13 protein-coding genes are annotated in these 15,125 nt (G+C 43.5%); 3 read left to right on the top strand and 10 right to left on the bottom strand.

Annotated features, from left to right (window positions below; all coding sequences use genetic code 11):
• The first annotated feature begins 25 nt into the window (after positions 1 to 25).
• Positions 26 to 925, top strand: a complete 900-nt coding sequence (locus D0466_RS17620; RefSeq protein WP_117323864.1) for a LysR family transcriptional regulator — start codon at positions 26 to 28, stop codon at positions 923 to 925.
• A gap of 84 nt (positions 926 to 1,009) precedes the next feature.
• Here the strand turns inward: D0466_RS17620 and D0466_RS17615 are convergent, their stop codons facing one another.
• Both D0466_RS17615 and D0466_RS17610 read right to left on the bottom strand, forming a co-directional pair.
• Complete coding sequence (locus tag D0466_RS17615; RefSeq protein WP_117323863.1) at positions 1,010 to 1,864, bottom strand: DUF4037 domain-containing protein; 855 nt, start codon at positions 1,862 to 1,864, stop codon at positions 1,010 to 1,012.
• A 225-nt stretch (positions 1,865 to 2,089) separates the two neighbouring features.
• Positions 2,090 to 2,989: an alpha/beta fold hydrolase gene (locus tag D0466_RS17610; protein ID WP_117323862.1), complete on the bottom strand. Its 900-nt coding sequence runs from the start codon at positions 2,987 to 2,989 to the stop codon at positions 2,090 to 2,092.
• 230 nt (positions 2,990 to 3,219) lie between these two features.
• On the opposite strand from D0466_RS17610, the gene D0466_RS17605 reads away from it, so the two are divergent.
• Entirely contained in the window at positions 3,220 to 3,702 is a 483-nt protein-coding gene (locus D0466_RS17605) for a hypothetical protein (protein WP_117323861.1), read from the top strand.
• Here the strand turns inward: D0466_RS17605 and D0466_RS17600 are convergent.
• The 4 genes from D0466_RS17600 to D0466_RS17585 form a co-directional block, all read right to left on the bottom strand.
• Complete coding sequence (locus tag D0466_RS17600; RefSeq protein WP_117323860.1) at positions 3,695 to 4,288, bottom strand: TetR/AcrR family transcriptional regulator; 594 nt, start codon at positions 4,286 to 4,288, stop codon at positions 3,695 to 3,697. The two genes, D0466_RS17605 and D0466_RS17600, sit on opposite strands and share 8 nt — an antisense overlap.
• 136 nt (positions 4,289 to 4,424) lie before the next feature.
• On the bottom strand, positions 4,425 to 6,314 hold the full coding sequence (gene mutL / locus D0466_RS17595) for a DNA mismatch repair endonuclease MutL (RefSeq protein WP_117323859.1): 1,890 nt from the start codon (positions 6,312 to 6,314) through the stop codon (positions 4,425 to 4,427).
• Between the two features lie 16 nt (positions 6,315 to 6,330).
• Positions 6,331 to 8,976 carry a DNA mismatch repair protein MutS gene (gene mutS, locus D0466_RS17590; protein WP_117323858.1) on the bottom strand — a complete coding sequence of 882 codons (2,646 nt, stop codon included), beginning with the start codon at positions 8,974 to 8,976 and terminating at the stop codon, positions 6,331 to 6,333.
• 231 nt (positions 8,977 to 9,207) lie between these two features.
• Positions 9,208 to 9,744, bottom strand: coding sequence for an outer spore coat protein CotE (locus D0466_RS17585; RefSeq protein WP_117323857.1), 537 nt, complete (start codon positions 9,742 to 9,744; stop codon positions 9,208 to 9,210).
• Between the two features lie 261 nt (positions 9,745 to 10,005).
• Between D0466_RS17585 and D0466_RS17580 the strand changes: the two genes are divergently transcribed.
• On the top strand, positions 10,006 to 10,485 hold the full coding sequence (locus D0466_RS17580) for a hypothetical protein (RefSeq protein WP_117323856.1): 480 nt from the start codon (positions 10,006 to 10,008) through the stop codon (positions 10,483 to 10,485).
• A gap of 147 nt (positions 10,486 to 10,632) precedes the next feature.
• Here D0466_RS17580 and D0466_RS17575 read toward each other — a convergent pair whose 3' ends face one another.
• From D0466_RS17575 to tdh, 4 genes are all read right to left on the bottom strand, one after another.
• A complete protein-coding gene (locus tag D0466_RS17575; protein ID WP_117323855.1) occupies positions 10,633 to 11,058 on the bottom strand; it encodes a RicAFT regulatory complex protein RicA family protein in 426 nt (141 codons plus the stop codon).
• Positions 11,059 to 11,060: 2 nt separating this feature from the next.
• Positions 11,061 to 12,605 carry a tRNA (N6-isopentenyl adenosine(37)-C2)-methylthiotransferase MiaB gene (miaB, locus tag D0466_RS17570; protein WP_117323854.1) on the bottom strand — a complete coding sequence of 515 codons (1,545 nt, stop codon included), beginning with the start codon at positions 12,603 to 12,605 and terminating at the stop codon, positions 11,061 to 11,063.
• A 234-nt stretch (positions 12,606 to 12,839) separates the two neighbouring features.
• Positions 12,840 to 14,018: a glycine C-acetyltransferase gene (locus tag D0466_RS17565; protein WP_117323853.1), complete on the bottom strand. Its 1,179-nt coding sequence runs from the start codon at positions 14,016 to 14,018 to the stop codon at positions 12,840 to 12,842.
• A 66-nt stretch (positions 14,019 to 14,084) separates the two neighbouring features.
• Complete coding sequence (gene tdh, locus D0466_RS17560; RefSeq protein WP_199484584.1) at positions 14,085 to 15,125, bottom strand: L-threonine 3-dehydrogenase; 1,041 nt, start codon at positions 15,123 to 15,125, stop codon at positions 14,085 to 14,087.

The raw sequence follows: 15,125 nt of genomic DNA, 5'->3' as shown, positions 1-15,125 counted from the left end.
TTTCGCTAAAATGAAGGAGATTCAGATGGATACTACCAGTCTTAAAGTATTTTTGACGGTTGCAAAAGCAGGAAATATTAGCAAAGCAGCAAAAGAATTAAATTTCGTTCAGTCCAATGTCACAGCAAGAATCAAGCAGCTCGAGTCTGATCTTGGCACCCAGTTATTTTACAGGCATAGTAAAGGCGTTACCCCCTCACAAGCAGGAAAGACCCTCATTGATTATGCAAATCGAATCCTTCATTTGCTTGATGAAACGAAAAAGGCTGTACAGGACTCTCCTTTTCCTAGAGGATCTGTTTCAATTGGTTCAATGGAAACAACAGCAGCCGTAAGATTGCCTCCAGCTCTTGCAAAATACCATAAGCAATTCCCTGAAGTAAACCTGTCACTAAAAACTGGCCCCACCGAACAGCTGGTTGAAGCCGTGCTTCAATATGAGCTTGATGGGGCATTTGTAGCAGGACCCATTGAGCACCCGGAGTTAACCCAACAACCAATCCTGAAAGAAGACCTTGTTTTGGTTACAGATCCACTAAACGAAAATGGAATCGACAATGTTCGGGAAATGCTAAGAAAGCCGATCCTTGTTTTCCGCCAGGGATGTTCCTACCGCTCACGGCTGGAGGCCTGGCTAAGGCTTGAGGGCCTGCTCCCGGTTCAGGTCATGGAATTCGGAAGTCTTGAAGCGATATTAGGGTGTGTAATGTCAGGTTTCGGCATTACTCTCCTGCCAAGGTCAGTAGTGAAAGATTTGCAATCCAGCAATTCTCTAAGCTGTTACCCCCTGCCGAATGATTTTGGGAAAGTCACGACGATATTTATCCACAGAAATGATTTATTCATAACAAGTGCCCTTAAGAAATTTATCGAAATGGTAAAGGCTTCTGATACAGTAAAGCTGAAAGAAGGAACCACAGGCTAAATAATGAACTTTGTTTTGGTCAAACAAAAACCACTGTAGTCTTTTAAAAAACACAGTGGTTGCGAACCTCTGGTAACAAGTAATTTACCGGGTTATTTTTATTGCCTTTTCAAAACTGCTCACATCTATGGATGGCATATGTATTTTAATTAAATCGACTGTTTCTGCCAATAGCCTTTCCAAATCAACAACGCCATCCATTGTTTGCGAATAGATTATTTCATGAATGCGAGATTCAAGATTGATTGGCTTATATTTCATTTCGCTTAAAGTATATGATAACCACTTAAATCCCGGATGGGCCACGTACATGCCATTCAAGCCATGCAGCATTAACAGCATCTTTTCAATTACATCCATCACTACCTTTTGAAAAAGAAAAAAATCTTTCCTATTGATGAACGTGTATCGTGCGGACCACCTGCTGCTGAAGAAAAGCTGACTTTCTACCATTGCTCTTCTTAAATTTTCCGGATATACTTCAACTTCCTGCTTAAACTCCTTTATTAGTGATTCCCCATATAAGGGAACCCCATCCTTTACGGAAGATGCTATACATTGTATATCGATATCTATTACAGTGTTAATCGCTGCCTCTTTTAATATTCGCCTGATAGAGGATGATAAAAAGTTGCTTACTTCAATTTTAATCCCGTCAACGTGGTAAGCTTCAGACCATTCTTCATCTTCATAATCGTAAAATGAAATGACAGTTCCGTTTAATTGTTTAATAAACTCTTTTCGATCGATATCAGCAGGTTCACGGTCCCATAATATATATATTTCGATGTCAGAAAACTGATCATTCAACTTCCTCGATACAGACCCAGCCAGCATGACAGCATCCACATTGGGATGTTTCCCATATAATGTTGCGGCTTTTTTGTATATTTCCTCTAAATGACTCTTCATTTTCCCCTCCACTGTAACCTGATTCATTATTTAATGCGCTTATGTGCATTCCTAGTATGTATTATGATATTTTTATAATCTATGAAATTATATTATAACAATCATTTCATTAACAGAAGCAATTCAGCAATGATGATGATGTATTTCTACAATATTCTTTTAGCTGGCTGTAATAAAAAAACCAGCTGATTTGCTGGTTACAAGAAATATCATTAATAACGACTGGCTCACCCATTGCCCAATTTTCAATAATCAAGCTAACGCCAGTACCGCGTCTATTACTCTTTCAGGTGCCTCAAACGGGACAAAATGGCCGATTCCCGGCAATGTTTCTAACGTTACATCAGAAAAATGTTCCCCTAGTTTATCCGACCAGGAAACGGGAATTACTGGATCGTCCTCCCCCCATAAAACTTTGGTCGTTTGATGGATTGGAAGACTCGAATATTGATTAACAGCTTGAACAGTTTTAGCGGCCGCCCGGGCTTTATAATAGGCAATGCTTTTATTAAAATGGCCAGGCCTGCTATAAACTCTGATAATATCCGCTAAATCGCCAGCTGTTATGGTAGACTTCTTTCCTTTCCAATGATGATAAAAATGGGAAATATAATGATTGATGCTGTCAGCTGAGCCGCCTATCAGCATTTCAGCTAGCGGTAAGCTGTGAAGATGCTGGTACCAGAACTCCTTTTGGATGGAGGCGTCGAAGCGCCGGCTGCCAATTCCGGGATAAGGCGGATTCAGCAGGACCAGCCCCTTTACATACTCAGGATAATCACGCGCAATCGTTTGGGACACGGTTGCTCCTATATCATGCGCTACAAAAACCGCTTTTTGTATGTTTAATGTATTCATCAGGTTAATGATGTCACTCGCTAGATGCCCGGGAGTATACCCTTCAGACGGCTGGATCTCCGGTTTGCCCGAATCGCCAAAGCCGCGGAAATCCGGAGCGATGACATCGCAATGTTGAGATAGCCCCGGGATGACATATCTCCAATCAAACCAAAAACCAGGCCACCCATGCAACAGGATTACGGGCTGGCCATTACCTTTCCTGACATAGTGCAACGGTATATCGTCAGTTCCTTTCTCGTAAAAATGTTCCCAAGCTTTGCTATCCAAACTGGTATCGAATCCAACTGCCATGCTTTTCAACCTCCCGCTAAATCAAAAATAGATAGGTATAAAAACAAATTATCAGCAAGACTTTGATTTTTATAAGATTACGCATTTACCGACTGTAGTATGTTAAATATATTATAATATTTAGAGACCTGTCAATAATTGGACTTTTTACTGGTATTTGTTAACAAATGCTGGTTGTAGTATAATAAGAGAATGAGAGGAAATGAGAAAGAGAAAGGCAGGTCATAACCGTGCAGGCAAAAAGCAATTCATCTATATTCACAACATCCCTTTTACAGGCGTTATGCCATAAGACTGAATTAGCTGAATACTTTTTGCGGAAGCATAAAATAAATCCGGAAGATGAATGGATTTCAACAGCGAGCATGGTTGATTGTTTATTCCATGTCGAGGAAAAAGTGGGAAGCAGCACATTAAAGAGAATTGGCGCCAATATTGCCCATGCGGCCCCGGCTCCGGCCCCAATTAAGGGTTCTTTCTATGAGTTTTTGGAGGTTGACTTAAACGATATATATAAAATGAACCACCAGCAACTGAACGCAGGCTTTTCTGTCCTTCCTGTAAAAGGGAACTATCTAGTGGATTTAAATAATAATCCTTATCCAATTACATTCAATCGAGGCCTGATTGCCGGATTCTCATTCAAGCATCAGGCACTTCATAATATATTTGAAGTGGATAAAGATCGAATCATGGTCGAAAGAGTCATTTAGCCTTAAAGGCCCCGTTAACAATCAAATGAAAAATATCCCTAAACCGCTTAGGTATATTTTCTTTATTATAAACCCCTTTCACATCCAAACAGATATATTTTACTTCATAAAACAATAAGGTACTGGTATACCTCGAAACACGGGTAGTTTCTTGGTAGATTTCTTCTTTGGCCATGTTCAGGACATTAACAATGATTGTAGAAACTTCATGTATGAACACTTCTTCCAATGAGATATTAGTTTTATAAGAATCACTGATTATGATTTTTATGATTCGTTGCTTTTCGGCACAAAATAAACTGATTTTCTCAAAAATCCGCTCTAGAATATCCTGAGCAGCGAGCTGTCTATTTGTTTTAACGACAGTAAGCAAATCAGCAACTAAATCATCGATCATATTATTGTAAAACTCGATTAAGATAGCGTCTTTTGAAACGAAATGATGATAAAAAGCCCCTTTTGACAGGCCAAGGCTCTTTACGATCGAATCAATTGATACATTCTCATAGCCTTTCTCGATAAAGAGGGATATCGATGTTTCAAATATTTGCTTTTTCGTGAGTTCCTTCTGCTCTTTTCTATTCAAACAACTCAATCCTTTTAAACGATAATGTTTATAGGAAGTATATCATAGTTGTAGAGGATTGCTGTAATGGTTCAAAGCGAAAAAGCACCAATCTATATGTGGATAGATTGGTGCTTTACTAGAGACCCCGTTCGCTTCACATCACCCTCTTAAACATTTTCTCCATTTCATATGTGGAATAAGAGATGATAATCGGGCGGCCGTGCGGGCAGGTGAAGGGGTCTGTAGTCTGCCGTAGTTTATCCAGCAATGCCTGGATTTCATCATTCCGCAAATGGCGGTTGGCTTTGATGGAAGCCTTGCAGCTCATAAGGATTGCCGCTTCTTCCCTTAGCTTTTTGATATCCACCTTTTTCATCAAAAGCAGCTGTTCGATCATTTCTTCGATAATTTGCTGTTCGATTCCTGGCGGGAACCATTGCGGATGAGAGCGCACGATATAAGAATTGTATCCGAATTCCTCCAGAAAGACGCCTACGTTGGCAAGCTCTTCTTTGTATTCATTAATCCGGATGCATTCATCGGTTGCATATTCAAGTGTGATCGGCACAAGCATCTCCTGTAGTTCTTCTGCCACCTGCCCCACTTTTTCAGAGAAAAATTCATATTTGATCCGTTCTTGCGCAGCATGCTGGTCTATGATATACAGGCCTTTTTCATTCTGGGCAAAGATATACGTACCGTGCATCTGGCCAATTGGATACATTGGCGGTACCCGCGAGGCTGGCGTTTCAGTTGGTTTTTCATCCAATGTGTCGAAAGGACTGAAGTCAAAGCCGGCCTCTCCTTCAGGTGCCATGTCAGTAAAAGCTGTTTCCTTGTCTTTTATCATGTTTTGCGGTTCCGGCTCGATGGGTTCCCGTTTTAATTCCTGTGTAGGGATAGCTGGTTTGAAATCGGCCTCTCGAACAAGGGTCTGGTAGAATTGTGCAGGTTCACTGACCAGATCCCCGCTGGCTGAAATATGATCAAGTTCAAATGAAGGCTGCTCTGTCTTTGCCTGTGCTTTTTTAATGGTACCTGCACCGCTCGGAATCAGCTCCATTTTTCTCCATGCTGTTTTGATCGCCTCGGATACAAGCTGGGTCAGCTCCATTTCCTTACTCAAGCGTACTTCCATTTTAGCAGGGTGGACATTTACATCAACCAGGATTGGATCCATTTCAATCGAAAGCAGGGCAATGGGATACCGGCCAATAGGCAATAATGTATGGTACCCTTCCAGAATGGAATTGGCGAGAGGGTAATTCTTTATAAAACGGCCGTTTATCATGGTAGAAATATAGTTCCTGGATGCCCTTGTGATTTCCGGAAGAGCGATAAATCCTTTCACCGAAAAATCCAGCGAAGTCGCCTCGACCGGTATCATTTTCTTTGCAATATTGATTCCATAAATGGCTGCCAGCACTTGCCGGACATCTCCGTTTCCATTCGTGTGCAGCAGTTTTCTGCCATTATGGGTCATACGGAGCGAAACTTCAGGATGGGCAAGGGCCAGCCTGTTCACGACATCCGTAATGTTGCCAAGCTCCGTATGGACCGTTTTCATGTATTTCAACCTTGCCGGTGTATTGTAAAATAGGTCTGTAACAATAATATCCGTCCCTTTTCGGCTGGCTGCAGCCTCAAGTTCCTTTATTAATCCGCCTTCGAGTTTGATTCGTGTACCGGCGGCTTCACCTGTACTGCTTTTCAATTCGAAGCGGGAAACAGAGGCGATGCTGGGCAGTGCCTCACCGCGGAAGCCCAAGGTCCGTATCCTGAAAAGGTCATTTTCATCTTTGATTTTGCTGGTGGCATGGCGTTTGAATGCCGTCTCCACATCGTCTGGCAAGATGCCATCGCCATTATCGATAATGCGGATTTTAGCAAGGCCCGCTTCCTCCAATTCGATTTCGACAATGGAACTGCCCGCGTCGACGGCATTTTCAACAAGTTCTTTTACAACGGACGCGGGCCGCTCCACCACTTCACCCGCTGCTATTTTATTGGATAATGCCTCATCCAGCTGAACAATTTTCCCCATTGTTTACTCCTCGCTTTTATTTCAATTTCTTTTGCAGCTTATATAATACATTCAATGCCTCAAGCGGTGTCATTTCAAGGATTTCCATTGTTTTCAGCTCGTCGAGGACCTTTTTATCTTTTGGTGACGGAGCTTTTTTCTCCGGGTCATAAGGATTGGCAAAGAAGGAAAGCTGGGCTTCTTCTGCCGCAGCAGCCGCTTCTTTCTCCGTCCGGGATGTTTGCACTTTTTCTTCTTTATCCCCTACCGTTTCACTCTTGGATTCAATCTTCCAACCGGTGCTATCGTTTTGTTCAAGTTGCAACAAGATTGTATTTGCCCTGTTTATTAACGATTCCGGCAATTCCGCAAGCTGGGCTACATGGATTCCGTAGCTTTTATCGGCGGCACCTTCCTTGATCTTATGAAGAAATATAACATTCCCGTTATGTTCCACGGCACTTACATGGATGTTCTGAAGACGGGAAAGCTCGTCCGCTAATATCGTTAATTCATGATAATGGGTAGAGAAAAGCGTTTTAGCCCCGATATTTTCATGTATATATTCAATGATCGCTTGAGCCAGCGCCATTCCGTCATACGTTGAAGTTCCCCGGCCGATTTCGTCGAAGAGGATCAGGCTGTTTTCGGTGGCATTCACAATGGCATTTTTTGCCTCAAGCATTTCAACCATGAAAGTACTTTGGCCGGATATTAAATCATCAGCAGCGCCAATCCGTGTAAATACCTTGTCGAAGATCGGGAGAACCGCCTCAGCTGCCGAAACAAAACAGCCGATTTGTGCCAGGATAGCGGTGAGCGCAATCTGGCGCATATAGGTGCTTTTTCCTGACATGTTTGGTCCGGTAATGAGAAGGATTTCACGGTCGGCATCCATGATGCAGTCATTTGGCACATACTCCTGTGTTTGGAGTACCTTTTCTACAACAGGATGACGCCCTTCGTTCAGGACAATTATCCGTTCATCGGAAAAAACCGGCTTTACATAATGCCTTTCCTCGCTGACCGTTGCAAAACACTGAAGCACATCAAGCTCGCTGATCGCTTTTGCCAGTGCCTGGAGCCTCGGTATAAATGATTTTACCTGTTCCCGGATTTCAAGGAACAAATCATACTCCAGGCCGATGCTTTTTTCTTCAGCCTCCAGGATAAGAGATTCCTTTTCCTTCAATTCAGGGGTGACAAACCGTTCGGCATTGGTCAGCGTCTGCTTCCGTTCGTAAAGGCCTTCTTCAAGAAGATGGAGATTGGCCCTCGTTACTTCAATATAATAGCCAAACACGCGGTTGTAACCAATTTTCAAGGATTTGATTCCCGTTTTTTCCCGTTCATGCCGTTCAAGCTGAGCGATCCAGGTCTTTCCGTTCCGGCTTGCATCCCTGTAGGTATCCAACTCGGCATTGTATCCATCCTGGATGATGTTCCCTTCCTTAATGGAAAGAGGCGGGTTGTCCACTAACGACGATTCCAATAGATCGGTAACTTCCTCGCAAGGATCGAGCTTCTTTGTGAGAAAGGCAATCTCATCATGTCCCATGGAAGCCGCAACTTCCCTGATGGCGGGAATCTGCTGGAGTGACTTTTTTAGCTGGATCAAATCTCTGGCATTCACATTCCCAAATGCGACACGTCCTGCAAGCCTCTCTAAATCGTAAACATCTTTCAGACGCTCGCGAAGGTCCTGTCGTTCAAAATAGTTGTTTTTCAAAATTTCTACGAGTGTTTGTCTCTTTTCAATCTCTTTTCTATTGATCAGTGGCCTTTCGATCCACTGCTTCAAAAGCCTTCCGCCCATCGCTGTCTTTGTTTCATCCAGCAGCCAGAGCAACGAGCCCTTTCTTCCTTTGGAACGGATCGTTTCTGTCAGCTCCAAATTTCGCTTCGAATAATAATCAATTTTCATATAGGAGTTTGTTTCATAAGGCAACACAGGCTGTAGATGGTCAAGGCTGCGCTTTTGTGTCCTGTATAAATAATGCAGCAATCTTGAAACTGCAAGCCTCTGCTTTCTGTCTTGCAAAAATTTCAGCACGGATTCAAAATTCTGGCTTTCATCGGTGGCTTCTTCAAAGGAAAGGGCAGAGATTCCCCTTTCCTTCATTTTATGCTGCCAATCCGGCTCAAACCCGCTGCTTATCACAACCTCTTTTGCCCCTATAATAGAAAGCTCGTTTAAGATGTCATCAAAGCTGCCTTCAAGGATGGTCACCCTGGTTTCACCGGTGGATAAATCATTGTAGGCAAAACCGAAATGCCCATCCGCAAAACTGGAAATCGTGGCTATGAAATTGTTTTCCTTTTCATCCAGGCCCTTACCGTCCATTTTCGTTCCCGGGGTAATAAGCTGGACAACTTCCCGCCTGACGACTCCCTTTGCTTGCTTCGGATTCTCCGTCTGTTCGCAAATTGCTACCTTGTAGCCTTTTTCTATCAACAAATCTATATAATTGGCAGCGGCATGATAGGGAACGCCGCACATCGGGATCCGCTCGTCGCTTCCCCCATCCCTGCTGGTCAATGTAATTTCGAGCTCCTGCGAGGCCTTTAGGGCGTCTTCAAAAAACATTTCATAAAAATCGCCTAAACGGAAAAATAAAAAGGCATCCTGGTACTCTGCCTTGATTTTTAAATATTGTTGAATCATTGGGGTATAACCGGACATAGCTTCAAAACCTTTCTGCCAAGTATTGCTCTATGTAATCATGTACTATATTATATCATAAGAAATGGTGTTAGAAATAAATCCGGCCCCATGTTCATGACTTTGGATATTTTGGATAAAAATAAAGCCGGATGAAAATGACTCATCCGGTGATTACAAAACCTTATTATTCCACAAGCCGAGATTTCCATAGGGACTGGCCAAGCCGCAAATAGTCATCATTTGAAGTTCTTATTCGTCCTCAAAATCAACAAGGAAATCCGGATTCAAATCCTCAAACTCTGCATCAGAGTCGGAGCCCCATTCATCATCTTCACAGCCATTCGGATTAACAGCGACACAAATCTTTGTTTCTCCTACTACTTCCACGAAGAATTCCCTTTCCACATGTACCACGATTTTTTTTCCATCCGGTGAGATGCTGGCTTCGATGCAGTTCGGCTGTTGCACTGCCTTGGCAATAATGTCGTCATCATCATGGTAATCAGGATCCCGATACTTCAAAGAAACAGTATCTGAATATTGCACTTTTTCACACACAAGATCCGTTTTTGTATTATGTTGGGTAGAATACCAGACGTTAATTTCAAATGTACCGCGTACTTCCACTTTTTTGCCGATTTTTTTTGCCTCATACTTATGATTGATGATCCAGCAACCGAGAATGCTTGATGGTTGATGTGCCGGGGAAATGGTATGTGTAGACTTTGTATATTTACGCCCTTTTCCAACCACGGCCTTTGTTATGATTTCTCTGTATTGTGCCATTCTAGCGAACCCTCCTCATACAGTTTCCATTCATCCTATGCGTGTGAAATGTCTAGTGTGCTAATTATTTTTTATAAAAGAAACTGATATATGAATATTTGATTGCACTATTTTATGCTGTCATTTAATGTTATGTGCCAAAACATGCATTTATGGTTGCGGGATATGAAATTTCAAATTAGTTTTTTAACTTTACATAGGTAAAGTAACAAATGTAAGAGATATTCATATTTTATAGTGCTTATCAAAAGGAGAGCTGCTATGTATCCATCAATTTTTTCCTATCCAAATAATCAGCCCTTGCCCATAGATCCACCCTGCCGCTATCCACACATGGCTCATTATCGTTCAATTTACAATCCAAACACGCTTCCATATCTTCCTGTTGATAAACAGGCTAGTCCCAAACATCAGCCCCCATTCGATCCATTTAGGCAACAGTATCCTCCTGTGGACATCAAAGTGTTTACCGAATCTATCCATACTTTTCAATTTCTTATGCAACAGGGAGGCATTTTATTAGGTAAGCTTTCGAATCCTGATTTTTCATACAAGTTAATGGAATTGGCACAGCGAGGCAAACAGCGGGAAGTGGATGCACTGATTCAAACAATTGGTTTACAAGTGCGGGTGAGTACAGCTTTTACACCGACCGGAGTGATTTTTACAATAAGGCCAAAAGGCCAGCAGGACGGTCAGGATTGTTGTACGTTAACAGTTGCCATGAAGTGGGAAAAATAACCACGATATCTTGCTTTATGTGAGTTGCGAAGCAAAAGAACTTGACCCTTCCTGTCCCAAATAAAAAACTGCCTGTCACCGCTGAATTAGCAGGATAGGCAGTTTTTTTATTAGAATGGTAAACTTTGTGGCCTTATTTCAGGGAGGTCAGCAGCTTCCGCCGCCAGCCCGTACCTTTGATCCGGTTTCACCGCTCAGCAAGTCGCCGCCGGTGGATTCAATGATTAAGTCTGTTACACTATTGGACACTTGGGAAGCGACCATTTGCAGCAAATCATTAACGTCTACTTGAGATTGTTTGAACTCCTGGACAATCGGAATCTCATCCAGTTCGCGCTCGAGTGCATCAATTTTATCCTGTACCTGCTTATATGCCCTTTCTTTGCCATAATTCTGGAAATTAACGGCTTGCTTTTGCAGGCTTTTGATGCTGGCGATCATTTCGCGCACCTTTTGGTTATCATTGATTTGTGCTTCTGCACGCTTGAAGAAATCCACTTCATCAGTTTCTGCGATCATTTTCGCAAGGTCTTCCGCTTTAGCCAGTATGTCGTCTTTTGTATACTTCGCCATCATTATTCCACCTCTACCGCTGTAGCTTCTTCTACCATTTCTCCGTTTAGTGACCATGTTTTTGCTTCCGTGATTTTCACTTTTACAATCCGGCCAATGGCGGATTTAGGTCCTATGAAGTTCACAAGCTTATTTTTTCTGGTATAGCCGGCCAGAACATCCGGGTTATTCTTGCTTTCCCCTTCAACAAGCACTTCCACGATCTGCCCTTTCATTTCTTTCATTTTCTTGGCAGAAAACTCGTTAACAAGTGCATTCAGCTTCTGAAGGCGTTCTTTCTTGACTTCCATTGGTACGTTATCTTGCATTTTCGCTGCTGGAGTACCCTCGCGAGGCGAATAGATGAACGTATAAGCAGCATCGTACCCGACTTCCCGGTATAGGGACAGGGTTTCCTCAAATTGCTCTTCTGTCTCATTCGGATATCCGACGATGATGTCAGTTGTCAGTGCAACATCAGGGATGGCCGCTTTTATTTTTCTGACAAGTTCCAAATACTGCTCACGCGAATACTTGCGGGCCATGATTTTCAACACATCGGTGCTTCCTGATTGGACTGGGAGATGGATATGTTCCACAAGATTGCCGCCTTTGGCGAGAACATCTATCAGGTGATCATCGAAATCGCGTGGATGGCTTGTCGTAAAGCGTAAGCGCGGTATATCGATTTTTCGTATCTCATCCATCAAATCTCCAAGGCCGTACTTGATATCTTCGAAATCTTTTCCATATGCATTTACATTCTGGCCCAAAAGTGTGATCTCCTGGTAGCCTTGGGAAGCAAGATGGCGAACTTCCTGGATGATATCTTCAGGACGGCGGCTGCGTTCTTTACCCCGTGTATATGGGACGATGCAGTACGTACAGAACTTATCGCAGCCGTACATGATGTTAACCCACGCCTTAGTCTGGCCTTTCCGCACTTTGGGAAGGTTTTCGATGACATCGCCTTCCTTGGACCAAACTTCGATCACCATTTCCTTTGACATGTATGCATCATTCAGGATGTGCGGCAAGCGGTGGATATTATGGGTTCCGAAAATCATATCGACAAACTGGTGCTTAGAAAGGATCCGGTTGACTACTGATTCTTCCTGGGACATGCAGCCGCATACGCCAAGCAGAAGGTCCGGTTTTTCCGTCTTCAGTGCCTTTAAATGGCCGAGCTCGCCAAATACTTTGTTTTCAGCATTTTCACGGATCGCGCATGTATTTAGCAGGATTACATTGGCATCTTCAACTGTTTGGGACGGCTCATACCCAAGCGCCATGAAAATGCCGGCCATAACCTCTGTATCATGTTCATTCATTTGGCATCCGTACGTGCGGATGTAAAATTTACGGCCCTCGCCCATCCCGCGGAATTCTTCCGGTATCGCGAAGTCGTTATGGTATTGAATTTCTTCTTTGCCGCGTTTTTTTGCTTCCTTCAAGGAAGGCGGGACGTATACGGCCTGGAAGTACTTGCTGAAGTCCTTTTCGGATTTTTTGTCCGCTGGATTTTCAGCTTGCACTTTCTGTGAATCTAATCGTTGCTTTTCGTTCATGATTATCCCCTTTCCGGTAAGCCAATTCCCCATAAGGGCAAACTTTTGCTAGATATCTTGCGTACAGGGTGTGACTTGCTTCAGACGTATACCATACACATTACTATAGTATATAGCTTTTAATAGGAAGAAACAATACTTCACTCGAGGGGGGAGGGAATTGTTGGAGAGTTGTCACAGTCTTATATGTAATGCCTGAGGCAGGATGATCCTATTTCCCGCCCCAAATCATGTTTATCCAATAATGCCGAGATCCTTCCCTGCTTTTTCAAAAGCGTCAAGCGCCTGCTGCAGTTCTTGTTTGGAATGCTGGGCGGTTACGATTGTACGCACTCTTGCAGATCCCTTTGCAACTGTCGGAAAGGCGATACCCTGTGCAAAGACGCCATATTCCATCAACTTATCGGAAAATCCATGGGCAAGCGCTTCATCTCCCACGAATACCGGAGTTATTGGCGTTTCGCTCATTCCCGTGTTGTAGCCGAGGGTAATCAATCCCTTTTTAAAGAACTTCGTGTTTTCCCATAGCCTTTCTATTAACCCGGGTTCCTCCAAAAGAACATCAATCGCTTCCATGCATGCCATTGTGACACCTGGAGGATGGGAGGTGCTGAATAAGAACGGCCTTCCTTTATGAATCAAGTAATCTATCAATGTCCTGGTGCTTGCGACATAGCCGCCAAGGACGCCAATCCCCTTGCTCAAAGTACCTACCTGGATATGAACCCGGCCATCAAGTCCGAAATGATTCACGGTACCGCGGCCATTTTTTCCAAGAACGCCTGATGCATGGGCATCATCTACCATGATCAACGCATCATATTTTTCCGCCAGATCTACGATTTCAGGCAGAGGTGCGATATTTCCATCCATCGAGAATACTCCATCTGTAACAATAAGTCGTGTACGGTAATTTCCGGTTTCCTTTAACGCCGTCTCAAGCGATTTCATATCCACATGTTTATATACCCTTCGTCCTGCTTTTGTCAGGCGGATGCCATCTATAATAGAGGCATGATTCAATTCATCGGATATGACTACATCTTCAGCTGAAAGTATGGCGGATAGCACTCCTTGATTTGTTGTAAAACCGGATTGAAAGACAAGGGATGCTTCTGTACGTTTAAATGTGGCGAGTTTTTTCTCAAGCTGTTCATGCATTGTTAGTGTTCCGGCAATTGTTCGGACAGATCCTGTACCAGCCCCGAATTTTCGGGATGCATCGATGGCGGCTTGCCGGAGTCGCGGATGAGAAGTCAATCCTAAGTAGTTATTCGACGAAAGCTGAATGACTTCCCTTCCGTCAATCGTTACTTTTGACCCCTGCGCTGTCTGGAGAGGTACCAGCTTGCGGAATGTCCCAGCCTTCTTCATGTCATCTAACTCTGCTTGTAAATACTCAAAACCTTTCAGGCAAATCTCCTCCTCAACTATTACCTATCTATTATTTATTTTCAACAGGCATTAGAGAATACCTTTTTATGGATAAAGAATGACTTTTCCGCATTCTCCCTTGATCATTAAATCAAATCCCTTCTCATATTCGTCGAGAGGAAAATGGTGTGAGATGATTGGCGTAAGGTCCACCTGTCCTGATGAAAGCAAACCCGATACCTGCTGCCAGGTTTTAAACATTTCTCTCCCGGTAATTCCCTGTGCTGTTATCCCCTTAAAGACTATATCTTCCGTAATATTGATTTCCACGGGCTTTGACGGGAGGCTTAATATCGAAACACGGCCGCCGTTAGTCACCATTTTAAAGCCCTGGTTAATAGCGATAGGATTCCCGCTCATTTCACAAACTACATCGACTCCATTCCCCTCCGTCAATTGGTGCACTGCCTTTACAGGGTCCTGTTTTGCGGAATTGACCACAATGGCCGCCCCCATCTGTTTTGCCAAGGCAAGGCGATAATCATTCAAGTCAAACGCATAAACTTCAGATGCACCAGCTGCTCTGGCTACACATACAGCCATTATGCCAATAGGGCCGCAGCCGATTACCGCAACCTTCCTTCCGGCAACATCACCTGCAAGTACCGTGTGGACAGCATTCCCCATCGGTTCTTGCAGCGAAGCAACATCATATGGCATTTCCTTTGAATTTTTCCACACGTTTCCCTCAGGTAACACCACATACTCTGCAAAGCATCCCTGGGTATCCACACCGATGATTTTCGTATATTTGCAAATATGATACTTTCCGGACAGGCATTGCGGACATCTGCCGCAGGCGATATGCGTCTCTGCAGAAACATAATCACCGGGATTAACGCTCTTAACCTTTGAACCTACCTCCACCACTTCCCCGGAAAATTCATGGCCGAATACGTACGGGGGATTAACCCTGCGCTTGGACCATTCATCCCAGGTGTATATATGGACATCCGTTCCGCAAATCGAACTGGCTTTTACTTTAATCAAGACTTCTTCGTCATTGAATTTGGGAATGCCCACATATTGAATTTCGGCCCCAATCCCGCGGCGATGCTTCACGAGCGCTTTCATTTTTCCTTCCAC

It is taken from the genome of Peribacillus glennii, from assembly GCF_003429105.1.
Classification (GTDB): domain Bacteria; phylum Bacillota; class Bacilli; order Bacillales; family DSM-1321; genus Peribacillus; species Peribacillus glennii.
The sequence above is the reverse complement of the archived record's forward strand: the minus strand, read 5'-3'. Positions and strand labels throughout refer to the sequence as shown.

What these genes read in the sequence shown, in the direction of transcription:
- D0466_RS17620 (WP_117323864.1), top strand. Translation starts at nt 26, where the DNA reads ATGGATACTACCAGTCTTAAAGTATTTTTGACGGTTGCAAAAGCAGGA.
- D0466_RS17615 (WP_117323863.1), bottom strand. Translation starts at nt 1,864, where the DNA reads ATGAATCAGGTTACAGTGGAGGGGAAAATGAAGAGTCATTTAGAGGAA.
- D0466_RS17610 (WP_117323862.1), bottom strand. Translation starts at nt 2,989, where the DNA reads ATGGCAGTTGGATTCGATACCAGTTTGGATAGCAAAGCTTGGGAACAT.
- mutL (WP_117323859.1), bottom strand. Translation starts at nt 6,314, where the DNA reads ATGGGGAAAATTGTTCAGCTGGATGAGGCATTATCCAATAAAATAGCA.
- mutS (WP_117323858.1), bottom strand. Translation starts at nt 8,976, where the DNA reads ATGTCCGGTTATACCCCAATGATTCAACAATATTTAAAAATCAAGGCA.
- D0466_RS17585 (WP_117323857.1), bottom strand. Translation starts at nt 9,744, where the DNA reads ATGGCACAATACAGAGAAATCATAACAAAGGCCGTGGTTGGAAAAGGG.
- D0466_RS17580 (WP_117323856.1), top strand. Translation starts at nt 10,006, where the DNA reads ATGTATCCATCAATTTTTTCCTATCCAAATAATCAGCCCTTGCCCATA.
- D0466_RS17575 (WP_117323855.1), bottom strand. Translation starts at nt 11,058, where the DNA reads ATGGCGAAGTATACAAAAGACGACATACTGGCTAAAGCGGAAGACCTT.
- miaB (WP_117323854.1), bottom strand. Translation starts at nt 12,605, where the DNA reads ATGAACGAAAAGCAACGATTAGATTCACAGAAAGTGCAAGCTGAAAAT.